This is a genomic window from Streptomyces sp. DH24, from assembly GCF_029813775.1.
Taxonomy (GTDB): domain Bacteria; phylum Actinomycetota; class Actinomycetes; order Streptomycetales; family Streptomycetaceae; genus Streptomyces.
The window spans coordinates 111,318-132,609 of record NZ_JARVKW010000009.1 but is presented as its reverse complement, the minus strand read 5'-3'; the positions used below and the strand labels follow the sequence as shown (position 1 = coordinate 132,609).

Below are 21,292 nucleotides of genomic sequence, written 5' to 3'. Positions count from 1 at the left end.
GCAGCGCCCGTGAGTACCCTGCAGCACCCCGAGCAGCCCGACGAACGGCCGGGGGAGCCGTCCGGGCAGCCGTCGGGGGAACCGGCCCTGACCGACGAGCAGTTGGCGGCGTTTCTGCGGGAGGCCGCGGAGGGCGGGGGCGCGGGCGCGCCCAAGGAGCCGTCGGCGCGGGCGCGGATGGTGACGCGGCGGCTGCGTGAAGAGGAGGAGGCGGCGGCCCGGCAGGGCGGGCGGGGCGGCCGTGGCAGACGCCTGGGCCGGGGGCGGCGGGCCGAGGCACCGGCGGCGGCCCCGCCGGGCTGGCGGACCGGGCCCGCGTGGCAGGAGACGGACGCCCGTCGCACGCGGCGGCGCCGGGTGCTGGCGGGCGTCGGTGTGACGCTGGCCGTCGCGCTGGCCCTGGTCGCCGTGCGGCCCTCGCTGGTGCTGGACCGGATACCGGGCCTGGGCACGGACGCCGCCGCCTCGCCGACGCCGCTGCCCGCCGAGACGGGCCGGCCGGACGACGCGCCGGGCGACGCGGCGAGTTCCGGGGCGGCCACCCTTGAGCACCCGTTCCGCGGGTCGCCCGCCGAGCGGTGGGCGGACGGCGCGGACGCCATCGAACTGCCCGAGGCGAAGGCGCTCGCCGGTCTGAGCGAGGCGGACGTGGCGCGCGGCCTGCGCCGTGCCAAGGAGTTCCTGGTCGCCGCCAACCTGGACGAGGAGGTGCTGCGCGGCGGGACGCCGAGGCGGGCGCTGGACCTCCTCGACCCCAAGCAGCCCGGTCTGCTGTCCGACGTGCGGCGGTCGTTGCGCGAGCCGACGCGGGACAACGACCCGGTCATGCTGTTCAGCCGCTTCGACCCGGACGAGGCGCGGCTCGCCGGTGACGTGGTCAAGGTGCGCGGGCACATGACGGTCGCCGAGGGGCGGCCGGGCGAGGTCGAGGTGCACGCGGACTACACGTTCGTCTACCCGACGGTGCGGGCGCACGGCGACAGTGACGCGGTGGAGCGCACGATCGTGCGCCGGGACATCACGCTGCTGCTGTCGAACCCCCGGTACTGGGAGGTCACCGAGGGGCGCCTGATGCTGGACGCGTACGACGTGCGGTCCTACAACGACGCCTGCGGGGTGTACGACGGCTACTTCCACCCCGACTTCCCGCAGGCGCCGTCCCCCGGCACCCCAGCCACCGGCCCGACCGTGGACCCGTACGACCGCAGGGACGGCACGGGCGGCGCCGGCGGCAGCGACGAGTGCGCGACGGTCAGCCGGACCTGAGCCGTCCGCGGGCAACGCCGAAGGGCCCGGCGGCCGGCCGCCGGGCCCCGCGCCCCCCTCAGCGGGTCATGCGCGCTGCCACAGCGCCGGGGTGTTCGACGGCTCCCAGCCCACCTGGGCCTGGTGGGTCTGCAGGCACCGGTAGGCGGCGCCGCCGTAGGTGACCTGGGCGCCCGCCTGGTAGACGGTGCCGGCGGCCCAGGTACCGCCGGGCTCACCCGGTTCGCCGGGCTCGCCGGGGCCGCCGGTGGTCGTCCTGAGGGTGAGGCCGTAGGCCTGCAGGAGCGGGTTGAGCGGCTGGAAGTACGTCGTGCCGCCCGTCGAGCAGTTGCCCGAGCCGCCCGAGGTGACGCCCTGGGCCTGGCTGCCGGAGAGGTAGGAGCCGCCGGAGTCGCCGGGCTCGGCGCACACGCTGGTGCGGGTGACGCCGTAAATGGTGCCCTCGGGGTAGGTGACGCTGGTGTTCAGCTGCTGGATCGTGCCGCAGTGCCAGCCGGTCGTGGAGCCGGAACGGCACACGGACGAGCCGACCGGGGCCTGGGTGGAGCCGGTCACCTGGACGTTCTGACCGCCGGCGCCCTTCACGTACGGGGTCGCCGTCCAGTTGGTGTTGGTGGCCACCCAGGCCATGTCGTTGCCGGGGAAGGCCGAGCCCTGGAAGGTGCCCTGCGCGACGCGGTTGTAGCCGGTGGTGCCGGTGCCGACCCGGCCGCAGTGGCCGGCGGTGGCGAAGCCGTGCTGGGCGCCGCGCGTGACGGGGAAGCCGACCGAGCAGCGGCCGCTGTTGGTCATGTAGTACGCGTCGCCGCCCCGCAAGTCGTAGAGCGGGCGCGGCCGTTCGGCCGACCGCTCGACGCGGGCGAGGGAGCGGTCGACGCCGGCGGCGCGCAGCAGGGCGCGGGCGGCGGCCGGCTCGGCGGTCTCGACGACGAGGGAGTTCGTACGGACGTCGACGTACCGGACGGGGGCGACGGTGGCGCCGCGGTCCCGTGCCGCCCGGTCCAGGCGGGCCATGGCCGCGTCGAGCACGGCGAGCGGACGGCGTACGACGGCGGCGACGGCGCCCCGCGCCTCGATGGCCGGTACGTCGGCGGCGTCGGTGGTCGCCACGGTCAGCGTGCCGGACTCGGCGCCCCGCACCCAGGCGCCCGCGAAGTCGGCGCCCAGCGCGGCGCGCAGCCGCCCGGCGATGGCGCCGGCCTCGGCCTCGTTGGCCAGGCGGCGCTGAGCCTGCCGCCGGTCGAGGCCGAGGTCGCGCTGCATGGCGTGCAGCAGGGCGGGCGGGGCGTCGGCGGTACGGAGGGTTTCGGCGGCGGAGGGGGAGGCGGCGGGGGTGGCGGACGTGGCGGACGCGGCGGTGGCTGCTGCGGCGGAGTCGGTGGCCGTGGCCGAGCGGGTGGCCGTGGTCGCTGCCGCACCCGTGTCGCTCAGGCCCGTGAGGAGCAGGGCGCCGGTTGCCGCCAGGGCGGCGCACAGAGCTCGGCTGTGACGTTGGAGCATGGGGATCTCCTCGGTTTCGGTGGGGAAGCTCCGTGGGGAGGTGCCGAAACCGTAGGGAGCGCCAAGGCGCCCGGGTAAGCCGCCGGTTGACCCTCCTCCCCGGCGTTATGGAAGCGGGGGCCTGGTGTCTCGGGGCGTCCTGCCCGGTCGGGTCCGTGCGAGGCGGGAGCCTGGTGTTTCAGGGCGTCCTGCCCGGTCGGGTCCGTGCGAGGTGAGGGTCCGGCGTTTCAGGGCGTCCGGTCGGGTCCGTGCGAGGTGAGGGTCCGGTGTTTCAGGGCGTTCGGTCGGGTCCGTGCGAGGTGAGGGTCCGGTGTTTCAGGGCGTTCGGTCGGGTCCGTGCGAGGTGAGGGTCCGGTGTTTCAGGGCGTCCGGTCGGGTCCGTGCGAGGCGAGGGTCCGGCGTTTCAGGGCGTCCGGCCAGGCCCGTGCGAGGCGAGCCAGTCGGTGTAGCCGGTGCTGCGTGTCGCCGCGGCGGCGTGGGCGTGGCGGGCCTGCGCGAGCACGGTCGCCGCGAGGTCCGGTGGCTGTGACGCCGGATGCCGGCCGAGCAGGTGCCGCCACAGCAGCGGCGTACCGGCGAGCGGCCGGGTGGTGACGCCGGGCGTGGCCGGGAAGGTCGCCCGGCACAGGCCCACCGCGCGGCCGACCTGCACGAGGTGGACGAGGGACGCGGTGTCCGTCTCGTACATGCGGCGCGGGGCGAACCCGGCACGGGCGCAGGCGGCGGTGAAGCAGTCGCCGAAGCAGCCGTCGCCGGGGACGCAGGCCCACGCGTCGTCGGCCAGTTCGCCGAGGTCCACGTCGGGGCGGTGGGCGAGCCGGTGGTCGTCGGGGAGCATGACGAAGACGGGGTCGACGGCGATTTCCTGCCATACGAGGTGCGGCGCGCCCGGCGGTGCGGCGGAACCGCAGGTCCCGGCGAGCGCGAAGTCCAGGGTGCCGTCGCTGAGTTGTTCGGCGAGTCGCCGTTCGGACCAGGAGGCGCAGGTGGTGACGGTGACGCCCGGCACGGCCCCGGCGAGCCGGTCGACGCGGGCGCCGAGCAGCGGGCCGTGCGTGCCGCCGATCCGCAGGCGCTGCTTGGCGTGCCGGTCGCGGGCGAACCGGTTGGCCTCCTGCTGGAGTTCGCTCACGGCGGGCAGGACGACCCGGGCGCGCTCCAGGACGAGCTCGCCGAGCGGGGTGGCCCGTACGCCGTGCCGGCCGCGCGCGAACAGCGTGCCGCCCAGGGCTCGTTCGATGCGCTTGAGCTGGGCGCTCAGTGCGGGCTGGGTCAGGCCCAGCGTGGTCGCCGCCCTGGTGAGACTGCCCGCGTCGGCGATCGCCCGGATCGTCCTCAGATGCCGCAACTCCAGCTCCATGAGGGGAGCTTGCGGCGCGGCCGGGACGGGGGCAAGGGGTTGGTACGGACCTGTGGCGGAGCGCCCCGCGGCACGGGTGCCGGAACGCGGCCCGGACTCGTCGTTCGGGAGGCCGGGGCGTTCTGCGGGCGGCGTGCCGCGGGGCGTGGGGCGTGGGGCGTGGGGCGTGGGGCGCCGGGGTTCAGCCCTTCGCGGCGGCGCTGTCGGCCGCGGACACCCGTACGTAGTCGATGGTCATCGTCTGCGGGAACTGGGTGCTCGCGTCGGGGCTGCCGGGCCAGTTGCCGCCGACGGCGAGGTTGAGGATCAGGAAGAACGGGTGGTCGAAGACCCACTTGTTGCCGCCGAGGTCGGCGGGTGTGCGGGTCTGGTAGGTCTGGCCGTCGACGGACCAGGTGATCTTCTCGGGGCTCCAGTCGACCGCGAAGACGTGGAAGTCGTCGGCGAAGGCCCGGCCGTCGGGGAGGCTGTACGGGGCGCCGCTGCCGGAGTAGCCGGGGCCGTGCAGGGTGCCGTGGACCGTGTTCGGCTCCTTGCCGACGTTCTCCATGATGTCGATCTCGCCGCTGTTGGGCCATCCGACGCTGCCCAGGTCGTCGCCGAGCATCCAGAACGCCGGCCAGATGCCCTGCCCGCGCGGGATCTTGATACGGGCCTCGAAGTGGCCGTAGGCCTGCGTGAAGGTACTGGCGGTGTTGAGCCGCGCCGAGGTGTACTCGCAGGGCCCGTACCAGCACTGGAGCCCGGTGTCGGTGTTCTTGCGGGCGGTGATGACGAGGTTGCCGTTGCCGTCGAGGGCGGCGTTGTCCGTGCTGTTCGTGTAGTACTGCAGCTCGTTGTTGCCGTTGCCGGTGCCGCCGGTCTCCAGGGTCCACTTGCCCGGGTCGGGGGCGGTGCCGGCGGCGCCGTCGAACTCGTCGGACCAGGTCACGGCCGTGGGGGTGGCCGTGTCGGTGGCGGCGGTGGCGGCGTCGGCCCGGTCGGTGCCCGGTCCGGTGCCGGTGAGGGCGAGGGCGCCGGTGACGGCGGCGGCGACCAGCAGCGCGAGCCCGCCGAGCGACCGCCGGCGTGCGCGATGAGCAGCCATGGCTGAACACACCTCTGTTTGTGGGGGGTTGGTTGAGTGTGATGGTCGAGCATGGTCGATCGTGGTGGATGCTACGGACGGTTCACGCGGCAACCAACCGCCGGATCAGTCCCGGGGCGGCGCTTAATGACGGCTTAAGGCGGGGTTAAGGGGGCGGGGCGTCGATGGGCCCCAGTCCTCGGATTCCTGACGGGTGAGCCGAGTGACGGCTCTACCCGCCCAGCCAGGTGAGCCGGACGACGTGGACGCGTTCGCTGCGTACGACGGTCTGGTACGTGAACATTCCGCCGGGCATGGTGACGGGAGCGAGCATCTACGTGCGTTTCTCCTGGTCAGTGGGTGCCCGCGAGATGATTCCGGGGCGGAGCGTCGGTCTCCCCGGCGGGTGCTGCCGCGTGGCAGTCGCGGCAGCGGGTGCCGGGGGCGGGGGAGCGGAACGCGCGATCGCAGCCGTCGCAGTTGCGCAGGGGATGCCGGACGGGCGGCGGTTCGGCCGGAACGGGGGCGGCGGCGGCAGGAGGGCCGTGAGGCGGTGGGCCAGGAGGGCGGCCGGGCGGCGCAGGCCTTCTGGAGGCAGATCGCTGGTCAGGGCGTGGCGTACGGCGGCGGGGGTGACGTCCCGTTCCAGCCAGGCGGCGACGCCGGGGGCGAGGTGGGCCGTGTCGCAGGAGGAGAGGAGCAGCGCCGGGTCGTGGCGGCGCAGGCCGGTGAGGAGGTCGACGGCCCGTTGGAGCAGGGCGGGGGAGGGGCAGGCCGGCTGGGGTACGGCCGGGAGAGGGCGCTTCTTGCGGGGCGGGCGCTGGATCTGGCGGACGGGTGCGGGAGCGGGGGCCTGCTCCGGGAGCTCGGGCGGCGGCGCGTGGGGCGCGCGCTCGGTCGGTACTTGGTGCCGGGGCGCCGCGGGCTGGTTGCAGGAGATCGTGCGGGTGACGATGCGGCCTGCGGGGGTGCGCTCGCGCGTGCGGCGCAGATAGCCGTGGGCCTCCAGCTCGCGCAGCGCCGCGGCGATCCGGGTAGCGCCCTCCGGGAAGCGCGCGGTGAGGGTCTTGATGTCGACGCGGGCGCCGGTCGGCAGCGACTGGATGTGGCACGCCAGGCCGATGGCGAGGAGGGAGAGGTCCGGATGCTGGGTGAGGTGGTTGCCGATCACCGTGAAGCGGGAGGTGTGGCGGCGGTTGTCGTGGGCGACGCCCCCGGCGGGGCGTACACGGGGGCGTGGGGTCCCCCGTGCGTGGGACCGATCGTCAGCAAGGGCTGACTCGGCGTGCGGGCGCACGCTAGGGTTCTGCGTATCCATCGGGAAGGTCCTTGCTTCCTGAGTGGTCAGGCCCTCGCATCGGGATGGCAGTCCCTGCGGGGGCCGACGTCTGTCTGGGGCTGTTTGCGCCGAGCGTAGGGGAGTTGAGGGTCCGGAAATCCAGCCGGGCCCGTGATGTTCACCCTCCTGAGTGAGCGGACGAGCCGGGCGGGAGGGGTGGGGCTCGGTCGGGTTCTTTCTCCCTCACGTTCCTTGGGGAATGGCGCTGGCGACACCGGAGCCCGAGGAGACGGGTTCCGGTGTTTCCGGGCCCACTTCCGCCCACACCGTCTTGCGTGGGAAGCGGCCTTCCGACCCGCCCCAGCGGTCCGCCGGCGCCTCCACGAGCAGCAGGCCGCGGCCCGACTCCGCGTCCCACCCCGGCTCCCGAGGACACGGCAGCCGGTCACCGCGCGTGTCCGTGACCTCGATGCGGAGCGTGTCCGCTGCGTGGAGATCGCGACGGCGGCCCGCGCGGTCCACGTCCGCGACTCCAAGCACCTGGCAGGCCCGCGCCTCGCGGTCGCGCCCACCGCGTGCGCGGGCTTGCTGACGTACGCCTCGGAGGGCTGACGCTCCCTCCGCGCCCTCATGCGCCCCGCCCCCGGTCACAGGCCGGCGGCGGGGCGCTTTGTGTGCGATCAGGTGCACGGGTATTGACCTCGCGCTCGGCGGGCCTTTAGCTTCCGTCAACCCCAAATGTTTCGGAACGGGTTTCGAAACATTCGAGAACGAACGACGGAATGAGACTCCCCGCATGAGACCCATTCGCTTCGCCACCGCGTCCCTGGCCGCCGCCGCCCTGACCCTGCCGCTCGTGGCGGGCGTGGCCACGGCCGACCCGTCGGCAGGCCGGGAGGCCGCGCCGCACTCCAACGCAAGGTTCGACCGGCTGCGCGAGGCCGCGCCCGAGGGCTTCTTCGTCGGCACGGCCGTGGCCGGCGGCGGCCACCACCTGGAGCAGGACTACCCGGACCCGTTCACGTCGGACAAGGAGTACCGGAAGATCCTGGGACGCCAGTTCAGCTCGGTGTCCCCCGAGAACCAGATGAAGTGGGAGTTCATCCACCCCGAGCGGGACCGCTACGACTTCGCGGCGGCCGACGGCATCGTCGAGTTCGCCGAGAAGCACGGCCAGGTCGTGCGCGGGCACACGCTGCTGTGGCACAGCCAGAACCCCGCGTGGCTGGAGAAGGGCGGCTTCTCCAAGGAGGAGCTGCGGGCGATCCTGCGCGAGCACATCACCACCGTGGTCGGCCGGTACGCCGGCCGGATCCAGCAGTGGGACGTCGCCAACGAGATCTTCGACGGCGAGGGCGAACTCCGTACGCAGGACAACATCTGGATCCGCGAGCTGGGTCCGGGCATCGTCGCCGACGTGTTCCGGTGGGTGCACGAGGCCGACCCGGAGGCGAAGCTGTTCTTCAACGACTACGGCGTCGAGAGCGTCAACGCCAAGAGCGACGCCTACTACGCGCTCACGCGGGAACTGCTGCGGCAGGGCGTCCCGGTGCACGGCTTCTCCGTGCAGGCGCACCTGAGCACGCGGTACGGCTTCCCGGGCGACCTGGAGACCAACCTGCGGCGGTTCGACGCGCTGGGCCTGGAGACGGCGGTCACCGAACTGGACGTGCGGATGGACCTGCCGGAGAACGGCGTGCCCACGCAGGCGCAGGAGCGGAAGCAGGCCGACTACTACCAGCGGGCGCTGTCGGCGTGCCTGGCCGTGGACGGCTGCAACTCCTTCACCATCTGGGGCTTCACGGACAAGTACTCGTGGGTGCCGGTGTTCTTCGAGGGCGAGGGCTCCGCGACGGTCATGACCGACGACTTCGACCGCAAGCCGGCGTTCTACGCCCTGCGGGACACGCTGAAGGGGGCGCGAGGCTGATTCTTGCCTTGCCGGCGTGGACTAGCGACCGGAGACGCCTCCCGCACCAGCTGAATGTGGCCGGTGCGGGAGGCGTCTCCGGCACGGTGGCAGTCACGGCGTGGTGAAGCGACCGGGGCACGACGGGGCTGACCGTACTGGCACACGTCCACCAGACTGTTCGCATGACCACCGCCTTCGGCGCGGGTGAGTACAGGTACTCATGCGTGCTAGTCGGTCTGGCCGATGAGTTGTGTGATCAACGCGCTACGGTACAAGTCAGTGCTGTTCAGCAGACGCTGCGTGCTCAGCACGATCGTCTCTACCGCTGGTGTAACGCGAAACGGGGAGGAGCTGACGCATGGCGTGGGAGGAGTGGGAGCAGCTAAAGGCCTCAGCGGCTGAGCGGCAGCCCACGAGAATGCAGCTGAACCAGATGCCTGCAGACCCAGGTGGCAGTGCCCCCTCGGGCAGGGAGAACGGTGGCGGAGGCAGACTCAAGCACTCAGCCCAGCCGTGGAACCGGGCTGCGAAGACTGCTGACGACCTCCGAAGCAGCACCAACACGACGAGAACCGCGCTCACGACCGCACATGAGGGCATGGTGAGAGGGCTCACAGGGCTGGAGAGCCTGGCTGAGCTCAAAGGAGTGCTGACCTCTTGGGAGAAGCGGCTGGACGCCGTGCGCGACGAGTGTGAGTCGCTGGAGCCCACATTGCGTGCGGTCGGCAAAGAGTTGGCCGGGGTTGACACCGGAACCGCTGCAAGGGTGAACGCGGTGCGGGTGAACCGGGAAGGTGACGCCGAGTGACGTCTGCCTTGACCTGGCAGCAATTGCGCGATGTCAATTTGATGGCGCTGGATGATGCGGCGGACGGCTGGGCAGCAGTGTCACGACAGGCTGACGCCGCGCAGGAGCGGGTCGACGGGGACATGGACGGCGCCCTTTCCAAGACACAGGAGAGCGAGTCGGCGAAAGCAGCGGCGAGGCGGTTCAAGCGGCTGAGCGCCAACTACGACTACATCAAGACGGAGTGCGGATTGATCCGTACGGCAGTGAGTGGCCTGTCAGCGGAACTCGCGCCCTACCAAAGGACGGTGAAGGACGCGCTGGCGGAGGCGGAAGCGCTGTCGTACACGGTCCACAAGGACGGCAGTGTCTCCTACCCGGCGGGCGGCAAGAACCAGCTCACGGGGGAGCCTGTCCCGGGCGGTACGGTCGCGGGAAACAGCGGTCTCCTCGGGCCGGGCAACGACGGACTGCATAGTCCTGCCAAAGGCGATCTCTATCAGCCTGGTGCGCAGAAGCCTGGTCTGATCAACCCGAACCCGCACCACGCCAAGGCCCAGGAAATCGCCGACCGTATCGCTCGTGCACTGCGCCAGGCCCACGAGACCGACGAGCGTTACCGGAGCGCCTTGAGCAAGCTCAAGGCCGCGCCTGGTCTCACCGTCGACAGGAAGACGTGGGCGGACGCGGCGGCGGACGTGCAGGCCGTACGTGATGCCACGTACGAGTACCTGAAGCGCGAGATCCCGCTCGACAAGTCGCCGGCCGACCGTAAACAGTGGTGGGACCACCTTTCCGACGCCCAACGCGAGGAGTACCTGGCAAGCTACCCGGACGTCATCGGCAACCTGGACGGCATCCCGGCAGTTGTACGCGATGAGGCGAACCGGGAGAACCTGCAGTTGCTGATCGCCAAGTTGGAGGGTCAGGACAGGGAGCAAGCCAAGGCCCGGCTCGGAGGGCTGAAGGAAATTCAGCACCAGTTGGAGGTGAACGCGGCGAATCGGCTCACTGACCCCAAGGAGCCGCCGATGTATATCCTGGGCCTCGCCGACGAGGGCACTGGCCGTGCCGTTGTCGCCTTCGGTAACCCCGACAGCTCCAAGAATGTCTCCGCATATGTTCCCGGGCTTGGCACGGCGCTCGATGACGAGTTCGCCCGCAACGACGTGAAGCGTGCCCGGGACACCGCCATCGGCGCCCGGGACAAGGATCCGTCGAGCGCCTCCATCGTGTGGCTCGGCTACGACCCGCCGCAACTCGGCGGTGTGGACGCATCGACCCTGCTCTCGAACAGCGAAGTGATGTCCGCCGAGCGGGCCGAAAAGGGCGCGCCTGCCTACAACTCCTTCATGAGCGGCCTGGCCGCCACCAACTCCCATGGGGATCCACACCTAACGGCGATCGGACACTCCTATGGCTCCCGGCTGGTCGGTGCGGCCACTCAGGAACCTGGCGGGATCCCGGACGCCGACGACATCGTGTTGCTGGGCAGCCCTGGCGTGGGCGTCGACAAGGCGGAGCATCTGGGCGTCCCCAAGGGCCATGTATTCGTGGGGGCGGCCGACAACGACCCGGTGACTCAGCTGCCGTCCAAGCAGGAAGCTGTCGCGGGAGGAGTTTTGAGTGGGGCCGGTCCGCTGGTGTCGTACGTCGGGGGCGATATCGCCGACCAGGGCGACGATGACATCTGGTTCGGCAAGGACCCGGCCAGCGAGGCTTTCGGCGCTCATCGCATCAAGGTCGATGACGGCCCACGACCTTTGATCGACGGCCAAGGGCCGACCCCGGCGCACTCCAACTACTTCAACCCAGAAGTCGACCCCGAGTCCGCCGCCAACGTGGCCGCCATCGTTGCGGGGCACCCTGAACTTGTCACCTCGGAGAAGCACCGATGAAGCACTACGCCCCGCTCGCCATCGTGGCCATCTCGTCGGCCGTATGCGCACTGTCCGGCTGCGGCCTGATCGATGACGACGGCACCGGGACCGAGAGCAAGCCGGAGAAGAATAACGTGAACATGCAGGAAGCCGCGGACCGCGCTGAGCAGATCCTGGATGGCACGCTCGCCGCGATCAAGCCTGGAGTCGAGGCGGTTCGGGGACCATCCAGTGACTCGATCTGCACCGACTTCAAGGACGACGGGACGGGCACCGGGACCGTCACGCGGAGGCGGTACGTCATGACGATCGTCTCAGAGGCGCGACGTGGCAGTTTTCTCGGAGTGATCGAACGCCAGTGGAAGAAGGACGGGTACGAGATCACCTCCGTGCGCAAGAACAAGGAGATGCCAGCGATCTTCGCTTCGACCCCAGAGGGGTTCCGGCTCAGCCTGGAGATCGGCTACAAGGGGCAGGCCTCGTTCAGCGCCACATCTCCCTGCGTCACTGAATCCGACGTCATCGAAGCCCCACGCGAGCCCATCGATCCGGACTCCGAAGCCAGCAAGGGGCTGCCGTACGTACATTCCGAGTTCTGGTCAGCCGACACACCGCCGCGCCAGAAAGGCACCCCGTGACCTCACGCCCCGAGCCCAAGGCCGCCCTCGACTTCCTGCGCACCGAGATCGAGCGCCGCAACCCGGCGGAGCCCGAGTTCCACCAGGCGGCGCGCGAGGTGCTGGAAAGCCTCGCGCCGGTGCTGGCGGCGCGGCCCGAGTACGCCGAGCCGGGCCTGCTGGAGCGGCTGATCGAGCCGGAACGGCAGATCATCTTCCGGGTGCCGTGGCAGGACGACCGGGGCCGCGTCCACGTCAACCGCGGCTTCCGGATCGAGTTCAACAGCGCGCTGGGCCCCTACAAGGGCGGCCTGCGTTTCCACCCCTCCGTGAACCTCGGCATCGTCAAGTTCCTCGGCTTCGAGCAGGTCTTCAAGAACGCGCTGACCGGGCTCGGCATCGGCGGCGGCAAGGGCGGCAGCGACTTCGACCCGCAGGGCCGCAGCGACACCGAGGTCATGCGCTTCTGCCAGTCCTTCATGACGGAGCTGTACCGGCACATCGGGGAGTACACCGACGTGCCGGCGGGCGACATCGGCGTCGGCGGCCGGGAGATCGGCTACCTCTTCGGCCAGTACCGGCGGATCACCAACCGCTGGGAGGGCGGCGTACTGACTGGCAAGAGCGCCGGCTGGGGCGGCTCGCTGATCCGCCCGGAGGCGACCGGGTACGGCAACGTCCTCTTCGCGGAGGCGATGCTGCGCGAGCGCGGCGAGGACCTGGAGGGGCAGACGGCGGTCGTCTCCGGCTCCGGGAACGTCGCGATCCACACCATCGAAAAGCTGGCGGCCCTCGGCGCCACCCCTGTGACCTGCTCGGACTCGGGCGGCTACGTCGTCGACGAAAAGGGCATTGACCTCGACCTCCTGCGCCAGATCAAGGAGGTGGAACGCGGCCGGGTGAGCACGTACGCCGAACGGCGCGGCGCATCCGCGCGGTTCGTCCCCGGCGGGCGGGTCTGGGAGGTCCCGGCCGACGTGGCGCTCCCGTCGGCCACGCAGAACGAACTGAACGCGGACGACGCGGGAGCGCTCATCCGCAACGGCGTGAAGGCGGTCTCCGAGGGCGCGAACATGCCGACGACCCCGGATGCCGTCCAGCTCTTCCAGCAGGCGGGAGTCGCCTTCGGCCCCGGCAAGGCGGCCAACGCGGGCGGCGTCGCGGTCAGCGCCCTGGAAATGACCCAGAACGCCTCCCGCACCACCTGGCAGGCCCACCAGGTCGAAGCCGAACTGGCCCGCATCATGACCGACATCCACACCACCTGCGCCGAAACCGCCGCCCGCTACGGCACCCCCGGCGACTACGTGACGGGCGCGAACATCGCCGGCTTCGAACGGGTGGCGGACGCGATGCTGGCGCAGGGGGTGATCTGAGGAGTGTCGGCGGGAAGCGCGGGAACGCGGGCGCCTCAGTGACTGGGCGGCGTGGCGAACTTGCGTGCAACGCCCCGGCTTTGAGGCACCCGTCGGCCGCCCACCGCACCCCGCCCCCGTGGCAGGCGGGATACCCTGGCACCGACGATCAGACAGTGGCGTGAGCGAATTTGCTCACCGCAAGACGACCGTGGAGCGACGGGGGCGGAAGCAGTGGCAGAACCCATGGGGGCGGCTCGTACGGGTACCGACACGGCCGGGTCGCACGCCGGCACGAGGCTGAACCAGCTGCCGGCGGATCAGGGCGGCGGTGGAACCGCGGGCCCTGCGGGGCCGCCGGCCCTGGGCAAGGACCTGGCCTCCTCACCCGCGGAGAAGAAGCGCGCGGCGAAGGCGATCGAGGAGAACATCGAGCCCGACACGCAGAAGGCCGGCAGGTGGGCGGACGACGACTCCGCCGGCGCGGTCAAGGCGTTCGGCCCGAAGGACGGCGACGGCTGGGTCACCTCAAAGGCTCTGAAGAAGGCCCACGAGACATGGGGTGACCAGGTGAAGAACCTCATGGACCGGCTCGCTGCGGAAAAGAGCGCCCTGCGCAGTACGAGCACTCTGTTGCAGAGCACGGATGTCGGGGTGGGCAGCGGCGTCCGGCAGGTGTCCGTTCTGGACCGGCTCTGACCACGCGGAGAACGCAATGCCCACCTACCACGAAATCATGACCACCGATCTCTCCACGCTCACCACCGCCGCCGAAGGCTGGGACGACATGGCGAAGGAATTCGCCAAGCAGGAGAAGGCCTACCGGCGCGACGTCCACGGCATTTCGATGGGCACCAGCTGGGTCGGGTTGAGCGCCGACGCGGCGAACAACCGCTTCGACATCACCCTGAAGCAGTTCCAGTACGCACAGACGGAGGCCAAGGCGGTGGCCTCCCTGCTGCGCGACGCCCACACGCAGTTCGTCGACCTGCGGGGCAGGCTGAAGTCCGCACGGCAGGAAGCCGTCGATGCGCGCATGAAGGTCTCCGACCAAGGGGTTGTGAGCCTCGACACCGAGCGTCTGACGGAGCAGGAACGCCGGGCGGTCCACCACGACCCCGGCTATCTCGAAGCAGTCCAGTCGTGGCAGGCCCGCATCAACAAGGCCGTTCAGGACGTGTCGGACGCCGACGCCGGTATGCGAATCGCCCTGGAGGCCGTCGTGACGGACTCCAGCCCTCTCGCCGGCGGGAAGGGCTTCAACGGGCAGGCACAGGGAGACATCGAGAAGTACGAGGGAGAGGCCGCACAGAAGGCGCTGGACAAGCTGGCCAAGGGCGACCGGCTCTCCGACCGGGAATTGGCCGAGCTGAAACGGACGTTCCGCGACAACAGCGACGACGCCGCCTTCTCCCGCACCCTCCTCGACGGCTTGGGCGCCACCGGCACGATCAAGCTCACGAACGAGCTGAACGACCTCATCCACGCGCGGGACGGAGACCGGGCGGGCGACTACTCGAAGATCGAGACCGGCCTCGCGAACGCACTCGCCTCGGCGACGAAGGACACCAGGTCGCCGTGGTACGAGGCCTGGCGGGAGGACATGCGCCAGGCCGGTGTCGAACGGCACGCGACCGACACCCAGGGCGCGCGTCTCGACAAGGCCGTCGGCTACCAGTCGCTCGTCACGCTCATGCAGAAGGGCCACGGCTACTCGGCCGACATGCTCGGAGACCTGACCGACGACATGATCGCCGCGGAGAAGGCGGACCCCGGCGTCTGGCAGCTGAAGCACGAGTACAGCGGCAAGCGGGACGGCTGGTTCGCCAACGACCCGGTGGACGGCATGCTGGGGCTCATTAGCCGTGATCCCGACGCGGCGGCGAAGTACCTGAGCTCCGACGAGAACATGCAGTACCTCATGAAGGAGCGCGACTGGGACGTCACGCTGCATGAACACGAAGGGCCCAAGGCCAGCACGTACTCGGCCGGCCTGGACGGTGACAACCGCGCCGGCTTCGGCGCGGCGCTGCAGGCCGCGGCGACGGGCATCGATCCCGCCGACCCGAACGGCCTCTACGTCGAACACAGCAAGGAGAACAACGCCGTCTTCGAGAAGGCGATCACCCACTTCGCCGAGGCCGGCGACGACTTCCCGCCGTCCATGCGGGAACCGATCGCCACGATCCTCGTCAACCACGGGGACACCGTGCACAAGTCGATGAGCAACGTCGACATGGCCGCCTCACCCCTGGACCAGACCGACCTCTTCGAGGTCACCAAGCAGGTCTCCAAGGACCAGGACGCCTACAACACGCTGAACGCAGGCCTGAATCAGGCGATGGTTGCCGACATCCACGACCGGTCCGGTTCCCAGGAGTCCCTGACACGCGCGGGCCGAACGGTCGGTTTCCTGGAGGAGGCCCGCGTCCAGGCACAGGGAGACCCGAAGACCGCCGAGTTCGAGGCCAAGCCCCTCTTCGACGAGGCCATCAGCTACATCCCGGTCGCCAGCGACAAGGTCCAGCAGGGATTCGACTACGTTGTCGCCGAGTGGCTGAAGGACGAGCAGAAGAGGCTGGATGATCAGACCACCAAGGACAACGTCGACGCTCACTTCACGAGGAATCGGCAATTGGTTGCGCTGACGGAGGAATGGAAGAACGCGCACGACGAGGACCGGCTCTACGACGCGCAGAACCACATCGACGATGCCGCGAACAACGGTGCCAAGCACGCGCGCGGTGTCTCCGGGAAGGTGACGCAGTGAGCCACCGTTGGCGCATCGCCTCACAGAGCGCCGCCGTTCTCGCTGTCTGCCTCGCAGTGACGTCCTGCAACGGATCTTCAGACGAGGAGATCCCGCAGAGCATGTGCGGAACTCGCGTCGACCGGGACCTCGCGCGCCCGCTGATCACTTCGACCGACGACTTGGACGAGTACAGCCGAGTCGACCGGCAGGAGGCGATCTCGGCGCCTTGCGCCCTGCTGTCGGGTGGGGACCCGGTCCTCGAATTCCATTTCTCCTGGACACCCGACGCTCCGGGGTTCGCGGAGAGGGATCAGTTCGATCCGGTGTTCAACGATGTGGCCGAATGGAAGGTTGCGGACCTGGGTGAGGAATCCGTCGTCGGCAACAACGGAGCCATTGTGTCGACACCGTGCAAGACCACGCGGGGCGAGCACTTCACGCTCAAACTGCACATGCCTCGAGTAAAGATCACGGACCGTAGTCACCGGCAGGACATCATCGCCTTCATGCGCGACTACTTCCCCGCGACAGTCAAAACGCTGCACTGCGAGTGACTCGCCCTCGCCGCAGGGGACGACCGATGGCACTCGGCTGATCGGTTTCGTCAGGCCGTCCCGCCGTCCCCGGACTGGGAAGCGGAACCGACGGGCCCGTCGGCCAGGTCGACCAGGCCGGACGGCGTCTGTGTTTGACCCACGTCCCCCCCGGGGTATTCTCTCCGGCTCGATTGGCGTCCGCGCTGCCCTCTGTGGCAGACTGTCCGAGTTGCTCGGTCGAGTGTTGATGCTGCGCGCCTCCCGCCGGGAGGACCGGAAGCGAGTCCCACAGTACTCGTCGCCCCTGATCAGGGGCGGACGTACGGGAATCTTCCGGGAAGCGTTGCGCGGCGCCGGCCAGGCACCCGGTGGGCCTTTCGCCTCCGGCTCGCGGTTCCGGAAGGGCCGTGTGCAATCCCGCAGGGATGTTCGAACAAGGGACATCTGTGTCAGCGAGAGTGCGACACGCCCGACCGCGTGGGTCGGAGAACGAAGAGTGGAACACCGGGTTCCAGAGCGTTACGAGAGACAGGACTACTGAGTAGCCATGGCGGGACAGAAGATCCGCATCCGGCTCAAGGCCTACGACCACGAGGTCATCGACAGCTCGGCGAAGAAGATCGTCGAGACGGTGACGCGTACTGGTGCGTCGGTCGCGGGCCCGGTGCCGCTGCCCACTGAGAAGAACGTGTACTGCGTCATCAAGTCGCCGCACAAGTACAAGGACTCGCGCGAGCACTTCGAGATGCGCACGCACAAGCGCCTGATCGACATCCTCGACCCGACCCCCAAGACCGTTGACTCCCTGATGCGACTCGACCTCCCGGCCGGTGTCGACATCGAGATCAAGCTCTGAGGCCGGTGATCTGAGAATGGCTAAGCAGATCAAGGGCATCCTGGGCGAGAAGCTCGGCATGACGCAGGTGTGGGACGAGAACAACCGTGTCGTCCCGGTCACCGTCGTCAAGGCCGGCCCGAATGTCGTGACCCAGGTCCGCACGAACGACGTCGACGGCTACGAGTCCGTCCAGATCGCTTTCGGCGAGATCGACCCGCGCAAGGTGAACAAGCCCCTCAAGGGCCACTTCGCCAAGGCCGACGTCACTCCCCGCCGCCACCTCGTCGAGATCCGTACCGCTGACGCCAGCGAGTACACCCTCGGCCAGGAGATCACCGCCGAGGTGTTCGAGGCCGGCATCAAGGTCGACGTGACCGGCAAGAGCAAGGGCAAGGGCTTCGCCGGTGTCATGAAGCGCCACAACTTCCGTGGCCTCGGCGCCGGACACGGCACCCAGCGCAAGCACCGCTCGCCCGGTTCCATCGGTGGCTGCGCCACCCCGGGCCGCGTGTTCAAGGGCCTCCGCATGGCGGGTCGCATGGGCAACGAGCGGGTCACCACCCAGAACCTGACCGTCCACGCCGTTGACGCGGAGAAGGGTCTGCTGCTCATCAAGGGCGCGGTTCCCGGTCCGAACGGCGGCCTCGTCCTGGTCCGCACCGCGGCCAAGGGGGCCTGAGGTAACCGATGAGCACTGTTGACATCCTTTCGCCGGCGGGCGACAAGGCCGGTACCGTCGAGCTCCCCGCGGAGATCTTCGACGTCGAGAAGGTCAGCATCCCGCTGATCCACCAGGTCGTCGTCGCGCAGCTGGCTGCCGCCCGTCAGGGCACGCACAAGACCAAGACCCGTGGCGAGGTCCGGGGTGGCGGTAAGAAGCCTTACCGCCAGAAGGGCACCGGCCGTGCGCGCCAGGGCTCGACCCGTGCGCCGCAGTTCGCCGGCGGTGGCGTCGTCCACGGCCCGCAGCCGCGCGACTACTCGCAGCGGACCCCGAAGAAGATGAAGGCTGCCGCTCTGCGTCACGCCCTCACCGACCGGGCCCGCCACAACCGCATCCACGTCGTCACCGGCGTGATCGAGGGCGAGACCCCGTCCACCAAGGCCGCCAAGTCGCTGTTCGGCAAGATCTCGGAGCGCAAGAACCTGCTCCTGGTCGTCGACCGCGCCGACGAGGCCGCGTGGCTGTCCGCCCGCAACCTGCCCCAGGTCCACATCCTGGAGCCGGGCCAGCTGAACACGTACGACGTTCTCGTCTCCGACGACGTGGTCTTCACCAAGGCCGCCTTCGAGTCCTTCGTGTCCGGCCCGAAGGCCAACGACACCGAAGGGAGCGAGGTCTGATGGCCATCCGTCACCCCGCTATCGCCTCGAAGGCCGCGAAGAAGGCCAAGGAGGCGCGCGTCAAGAAGGCGCGTCGCCACGCCGCCGAGGGCAAGAACACCGTCGTCACCCCGGCGAGCAAGGCGTACACGGACCCCCGTGACGTCCTGCTGAAGCCGGTCGTGTCCGAGAAGAGCTACGCGCTCATCGACGAGAACAAGTACACGTTCATCGTCGACCCGCGGGCCAACAAGACCCAGATCAAGGAGGCCGTCCAGGCGGTCTTCGAGGTCAAGGTCACCGGGGTCAACACGATCAACCGCCAGGGCAAGCGCAAGCGGACCCGCACCGGCTTCGGCCAGCGCGCGGCGACCAAGCGCGCGATCGTAACCCTCGCCGAGGGCGACCGTATCGACATCTTCGGCGGTCCGACCGCGTAAGCGGGTCGGATCGTCCGATATCGGACGAGGACTGAGAAATGGGAATCCGCAAGTACAAGCCGACTACGCCGGGCCGCCGTGGCTCCAGCGTCGCCGACTTCGTCGAGGTCACGCGGTCCACGCCGGAGAAGTCGCTGGTCCGCCCGCTGCACAGCAAGGGCGGCCGTAACAACGCCGGTCGTGTGACCGTTCGCCACCAGGGTGGCGGACACAAGCGCGCCTACCGCGTGATCGACTTCCGTCGTCACGACAAGGACGGCGTGCCGGCGAAGGTCGCGCACATCGAGTACGACCCCAACCGCACCGCGCGCATCGCGCTGCTGCACTACGCCGACGGCGAGAAGCGCTACATCCTCGCCCCGCGCAACCTGCAGCAGGGCGACACCGTGGAGAACGGTCCCGGGGCCGACATCAAGCCGGGCAACAACCTGGCCCTCCGCAACATCCCGGTCGGTACCACGATCCACGCGATCGAGCTCCGTCCCGGTGGCGGCGCCAAGTTCGCCCGCTCCGCCGGCGCCTCGGTGCAGCTGCTGGCGAAGGAGGGCACCATGGCCCACCTCCGCATGCCGTCCGGTGAGATCCGCCTGGTCGACGTCCGCTGCCGCGCCACTGTCGGCGAGGTCGGCAACGCCGAGCAGAGCAACATCAACTGGGGCAAGGCGGGCCGCAAGCGGTGGCTGGGCGTTCGCCCGACCGTCCGTGGTGTCGTCATGAACCCGGTTGACCACCCGCACGGTGGTGGTGAGGGCCGGACCTCCGGTGGTCGCCACCCTGTGTCCCCGTGGGGCAAGAAGGAAGGCCGTACTCGTTCGCCCAAGAAGGCGTCGAACAAGTACATCGTCCGCCGCCGCAAGACGAACAAGAAGCGCTAAGGACGGGTTGAGATGCCTCGTAGCTTGAAGAAGGGACCCTTCGTCGACGACCACCTGATCAAGAAGGTGGACGCGCAGAACGAAGCCGGTACCAAGAACGTCATCAAGACCTGGTCCCGTCGCTCGATGATCGTCCCGGCGATGCTCGGTCACACGATCGCGGTGCACAACGGCAAGACCCACATCCCGGTGTTTGTCACCGAGTCCATGGTCGGCCACAAGCTCGGCGAGTTCTCGCCGACGCGCACCTTCCGGGGTCACGTCAAGGACGACCGGAAGTCGAAGCGCCGCTAACAGCGGGGTGGAATGACCAATGACAGACACTGAAGGGACAACCATGGAAGCCAGGGCCCAGGCGCGGTACATCCGCGTCACGCCCATGAAGGCCCGCCGCGTGGTGGACCTCATCCGTGGCATGGACGCCACGGAGGCTCAGGCGGTCCTGCGTTTCGCCCCGCAGGCCGCGAGCGTGCCGGTGGGCAAGGTGCTTGACAGCGCCATTGCCAACGCCGCGCACAACTACGACCACACCGATGTCGACAGCCTCTACATCTCCGAGGCCTACGTCGACGAGGGCCCGACCCTGAAGCGGTTCCGGCCGCGCGCCCAGGGCCGCGCCTACCGGATCCGCAAGCGGACCAGCCACATCACCGTGGTCGTCAGCAGCAAGGAAGGAACCCGGTAATGGGCCAGAAGGTAAACCCGCACGGGTTCCGGCTCGGTGTCACGACCGACTTCAAGTCGCGTTGGTACGCCGACAAGCTGTACAAGGACTACGTCAAGGAAGACGTCGCCATCCGTCGGATGATGACGTCCGGCATGGAGCGCGCCGGCATCTCGAAGGTGGAGATCGAGCGCACCCGTGACCGTGTGCGTGTGGACATCCACACCGCGCGTCCCGGCATCGTCATCGGCCGCCGCGGCGCCGAGGCCGACCGCATCCGCGGTGACCTGGAGAAGCTGACCGGCAAGCAGGTCCAGCTGAACATCCTCGAGGTCAAGAACCCGGAGACGGACGCTCAGCTGGTGGCCCAGGCCGTCGCCGAGCAGCTGTCCTCCCGCGTCTCCTTCCGCCGTGCCATGCGCAAGAGCATGCAGTCGGCGATGAAGGCCGGCGCCAAGGGCATCAAGATCCAGTGCGGTGGCCGCCTCGGCGGCGCCGAGATGTCCCGCTCGGAGTTCTACCGCGAGGGCCGTGTGCCCCTGCACACGCTCCGCGCGAACGTGGACTACGGCTTCTTCGAGGCCAAGACGACCTTCGGCCGCATCGGCGTGAAGGTCTGGATCTACAAGGGCGACGTCAAGAACATCGCCGAGGTCCGCGCCGAGAACGCCGCCGCCCGTGCGGGCAACCGCCCGGCCCGTGGTGGCAACGACCGCCCGGCCCGTGGTGGCCGCGGTGGCGAGCGTCGCGGGCGCAAGCCGCAGCAGGCTCCGGCTGCCGAGGCCCCCAAGGCCGAGGCTCCCGCCGCCGCTCCGGCTGAGAGCACCGGAACGGAGGCCTGA

Annotated in this window: 20 protein-coding genes and 3 pseudogenes; 18 read left to right on the top strand and 5 right to left on the bottom strand. The window is 69.7% G+C overall.

What is annotated here, in order from left to right; genetic code table 11:
- The first annotated feature begins 9 nt into the window (after positions 1–9).
- On the top strand, positions 10–1,266 hold the full coding sequence (locus tag QC282_RS10180; RefSeq protein WP_279548924.1) for a hypothetical protein: 1,257 nt from the start codon (positions 10–12) through the stop codon (positions 1,264–1,266).
- 66 nt (positions 1,267–1,332) lie between these two features.
- Here the strand turns inward: QC282_RS10180 and QC282_RS10175 are convergent, their stop codons facing one another.
- The 5 genes and pseudogenes from QC282_RS10175 to QC282_RS10155 form a co-directional block, all read right to left on the bottom strand.
- Complete coding sequence (locus tag QC282_RS10175) at positions 1,333–2,766, bottom strand: carbohydrate-binding protein (protein ID WP_279548923.1); 1,434 nt, start codon at positions 2,764–2,766, stop codon at positions 1,333–1,335.
- Positions 2,767–3,169: 403 nt separating this feature from the next.
- Positions 3,170–4,126: a LysR family transcriptional regulator gene (locus QC282_RS10170; RefSeq protein WP_279548922.1), complete on the bottom strand. Its 957-nt coding sequence runs from the start codon at positions 4,124–4,126 to the stop codon at positions 3,170–3,172.
- Positions 4,127–4,340: 214 nt separating this feature from the next.
- Positions 4,341–5,213 (bottom strand): annotated as a pseudogene (locus tag QC282_RS10165) (glycoside hydrolase family 16 protein); the annotation flags it as partial.
- Between the two features lie 332 nt (positions 5,214–5,545).
- Positions 5,546–6,510: pseudogene (locus QC282_RS10160) on the bottom strand (helix-turn-helix domain-containing protein).
- 204 nt (positions 6,511–6,714) lie between these two features.
- Positions 6,715–6,951, bottom strand: a pseudogene (locus QC282_RS10155) (ATP-binding protein); the annotation flags it as partial.
- Between the two features lie 9 nt (positions 6,952–6,960).
- Between QC282_RS10155 and QC282_RS10150 the strand changes: the two are divergent.
- The 17 genes from QC282_RS10150 (at position 6,961) to rpsC (ending at position 21,292) form a co-directional block, all read left to right on the top strand.
- Positions 6,961–7,083: a DUF397 domain-containing protein gene (locus QC282_RS10150; protein WP_336621067.1), complete on the top strand. Its 123-nt coding sequence runs from the start codon at positions 6,961–6,963 to the stop codon at positions 7,081–7,083.
- A 184-nt stretch (positions 7,084–7,267) separates the two neighbouring features.
- A complete protein-coding gene (locus QC282_RS10145) occupies positions 7,268–8,401 on the top strand; it encodes an endo-1,4-beta-xylanase (RefSeq protein WP_279548921.1) in 1,134 nt (377 codons plus the stop codon).
- A 340-nt stretch (positions 8,402–8,741) separates the two neighbouring features.
- Positions 8,742–9,191, top strand: coding sequence for an amino acid ABC transporter permease (locus QC282_RS10140; protein ID WP_279548920.1), 450 nt, complete (start codon positions 8,742–8,744; stop codon positions 9,189–9,191).
- On the top strand, positions 9,188–11,068 hold the full coding sequence (locus tag QC282_RS10135) for an alpha/beta hydrolase (RefSeq protein ID WP_279548919.1): 1,881 nt from the start codon (positions 9,188–9,190) through the stop codon (positions 11,066–11,068). The genes QC282_RS10140 and QC282_RS10135 overlap by 4 nt, the downstream gene beginning before the upstream one ends.
- Positions 11,065–11,688 (top strand): hypothetical protein, encoded by a 624-nt coding sequence (locus QC282_RS10130; protein WP_279548918.1) that lies wholly within the window; start codon positions 11,065–11,067, stop codon positions 11,686–11,688. The genes QC282_RS10135 and QC282_RS10130 overlap by 4 nt, the downstream gene beginning before the upstream one ends.
- Positions 11,685–13,043, top strand: a complete 1,359-nt coding sequence (gdhA, locus tag QC282_RS10125; protein WP_279548917.1) for an NADP-specific glutamate dehydrogenase — start codon at positions 11,685–11,687, stop codon at positions 13,041–13,043. Before QC282_RS10130 ends, gdhA begins: the two co-directional genes overlap by 4 nt.
- Positions 13,044–13,256: 213 nt before the next feature.
- On the top strand, positions 13,257–13,721 hold the full coding sequence (locus QC282_RS10120) for a hypothetical protein (protein WP_279548916.1): 465 nt from the start codon (positions 13,257–13,259) through the stop codon (positions 13,719–13,721).
- A 37-nt stretch (positions 13,722–13,758) separates the two neighbouring features.
- On the top strand, positions 13,759–15,792 hold the full coding sequence (locus QC282_RS10115) for a hypothetical protein (RefSeq protein WP_279548915.1): 2,034 nt from the start codon (positions 13,759–13,761) through the stop codon (positions 15,790–15,792).
- Positions 15,789–16,328, top strand: coding sequence for a hypothetical protein (locus QC282_RS10110; RefSeq protein ID WP_279548914.1), 540 nt, complete (start codon positions 15,789–15,791; stop codon positions 16,326–16,328). Before QC282_RS10115 ends, QC282_RS10110 begins: the two co-directional genes overlap by 4 nt.
- A gap of 529 nt (positions 16,329–16,857) precedes the next feature.
- Complete coding sequence (rpsJ, locus tag QC282_RS10105; protein ID WP_003948644.1) at positions 16,858–17,166, top strand: 30S ribosomal protein S10; 309 nt, start codon at positions 16,858–16,860, stop codon at positions 17,164–17,166.
- A gap of 16 nt (positions 17,167–17,182) precedes the next feature.
- Positions 17,183–17,827: a 50S ribosomal protein L3 gene (rplC, locus tag QC282_RS10100; protein ID WP_279548913.1), complete on the top strand. Its 645-nt coding sequence runs from the start codon at positions 17,183–17,185 to the stop codon at positions 17,825–17,827.
- Between the two features lie 8 nt (positions 17,828–17,835).
- The gene (gene rplD / locus QC282_RS10095; RefSeq protein ID WP_279548912.1) at positions 17,836–18,492 is read left to right on the top strand and encodes a 50S ribosomal protein L4; all 657 of its coding nucleotides are present in this window, start codon (positions 17,836–17,838) and stop codon (positions 18,490–18,492) included.
- On the top strand, positions 18,492–18,911 hold the full coding sequence (gene rplW / locus QC282_RS10090) for a 50S ribosomal protein L23 (RefSeq protein ID WP_279548911.1): 420 nt from the start codon (positions 18,492–18,494) through the stop codon (positions 18,909–18,911). The genes rplD and rplW overlap by 1 nt, the downstream gene beginning before the upstream one ends.
- Positions 18,912–18,949: 38 nt before the next feature.
- Entirely contained in the window at positions 18,950–19,786 is an 837-nt protein-coding gene (rplB, locus tag QC282_RS10085) for a 50S ribosomal protein L2 (RefSeq protein WP_279548910.1), read from the top strand.
- A gap of 12 nt (positions 19,787–19,798) precedes the next feature.
- Positions 19,799–20,080 (top strand): 30S ribosomal protein S19, encoded by a 282-nt coding sequence (rpsS, locus tag QC282_RS10080; protein WP_010036728.1) that lies wholly within the window; start codon positions 19,799–19,801, stop codon positions 20,078–20,080.
- A 43-nt stretch (positions 20,081–20,123) separates the two neighbouring features.
- Entirely contained in the window at positions 20,124–20,471 is a 348-nt protein-coding gene (rplV, locus tag QC282_RS10075; RefSeq protein WP_028420772.1) for a 50S ribosomal protein L22, read from the top strand.
- On the top strand, positions 20,471–21,292 hold the full coding sequence (gene rpsC, locus QC282_RS10070; protein WP_279548909.1) for a 30S ribosomal protein S3: 822 nt from the start codon (positions 20,471–20,473) through the stop codon (positions 21,290–21,292). Before rplV ends, rpsC begins: the two co-directional genes overlap by 1 nt.

What these genes read in the sequence shown, in the direction of transcription:
- QC282_RS10170 (WP_279548922.1), bottom strand. Translation starts at nt 4,126, where the DNA reads ATGGAGCTGGAGTTGCGGCATCTGAGGACGATCCGGGCGATCGCCGAC.
- rplB (WP_279548910.1), top strand. Translation starts at nt 18,950, where the DNA reads ATGGGAATCCGCAAGTACAAGCCGACTACGCCGGGCCGCCGTGGCTCC.
- rplW (WP_279548911.1), top strand. Translation starts at nt 18,492, where the DNA reads ATGGCCATCCGTCACCCCGCTATCGCCTCGAAGGCCGCGAAGAAGGCC.
- rplD (WP_279548912.1), top strand. Translation starts at nt 17,836, where the DNA reads ATGAGCACTGTTGACATCCTTTCGCCGGCGGGCGACAAGGCCGGTACC.
- QC282_RS10175 (WP_279548923.1), bottom strand. Translation starts at nt 2,766, where the DNA reads ATGCTCCAACGTCACAGCCGAGCTCTGTGCGCCGCCCTGGCGGCAACC.
- QC282_RS10145 (WP_279548921.1), top strand. Translation starts at nt 7,268, where the DNA reads ATGAGACCCATTCGCTTCGCCACCGCGTCCCTGGCCGCCGCCGCCCTG.
- QC282_RS10140 (WP_279548920.1), top strand. Translation starts at nt 8,742, where the DNA reads ATGGCGTGGGAGGAGTGGGAGCAGCTAAAGGCCTCAGCGGCTGAGCGG.
- QC282_RS10115 (WP_279548915.1), top strand. Translation starts at nt 13,759, where the DNA reads ATGACCACCGATCTCTCCACGCTCACCACCGCCGCCGAAGGCTGGGAC.
- rpsC (WP_279548909.1), top strand. Translation starts at nt 20,471, where the DNA reads ATGGGCCAGAAGGTAAACCCGCACGGGTTCCGGCTCGGTGTCACGACC.
- rpsS (WP_010036728.1), top strand. Translation starts at nt 19,799, where the DNA reads ATGCCTCGTAGCTTGAAGAAGGGACCCTTCGTCGACGACCACCTGATC.
- rplV (WP_028420772.1), top strand. Translation starts at nt 20,124, where the DNA reads ATGGAAGCCAGGGCCCAGGCGCGGTACATCCGCGTCACGCCCATGAAG.
- rplC (WP_279548913.1), top strand. Translation starts at nt 17,183, where the DNA reads ATGGCTAAGCAGATCAAGGGCATCCTGGGCGAGAAGCTCGGCATGACG.
- QC282_RS10130 (WP_279548918.1), top strand. Translation starts at nt 11,065, where the DNA reads ATGAAGCACTACGCCCCGCTCGCCATCGTGGCCATCTCGTCGGCCGTA.
- rpsJ (WP_003948644.1), top strand. Translation starts at nt 16,858, where the DNA reads ATGGCGGGACAGAAGATCCGCATCCGGCTCAAGGCCTACGACCACGAG.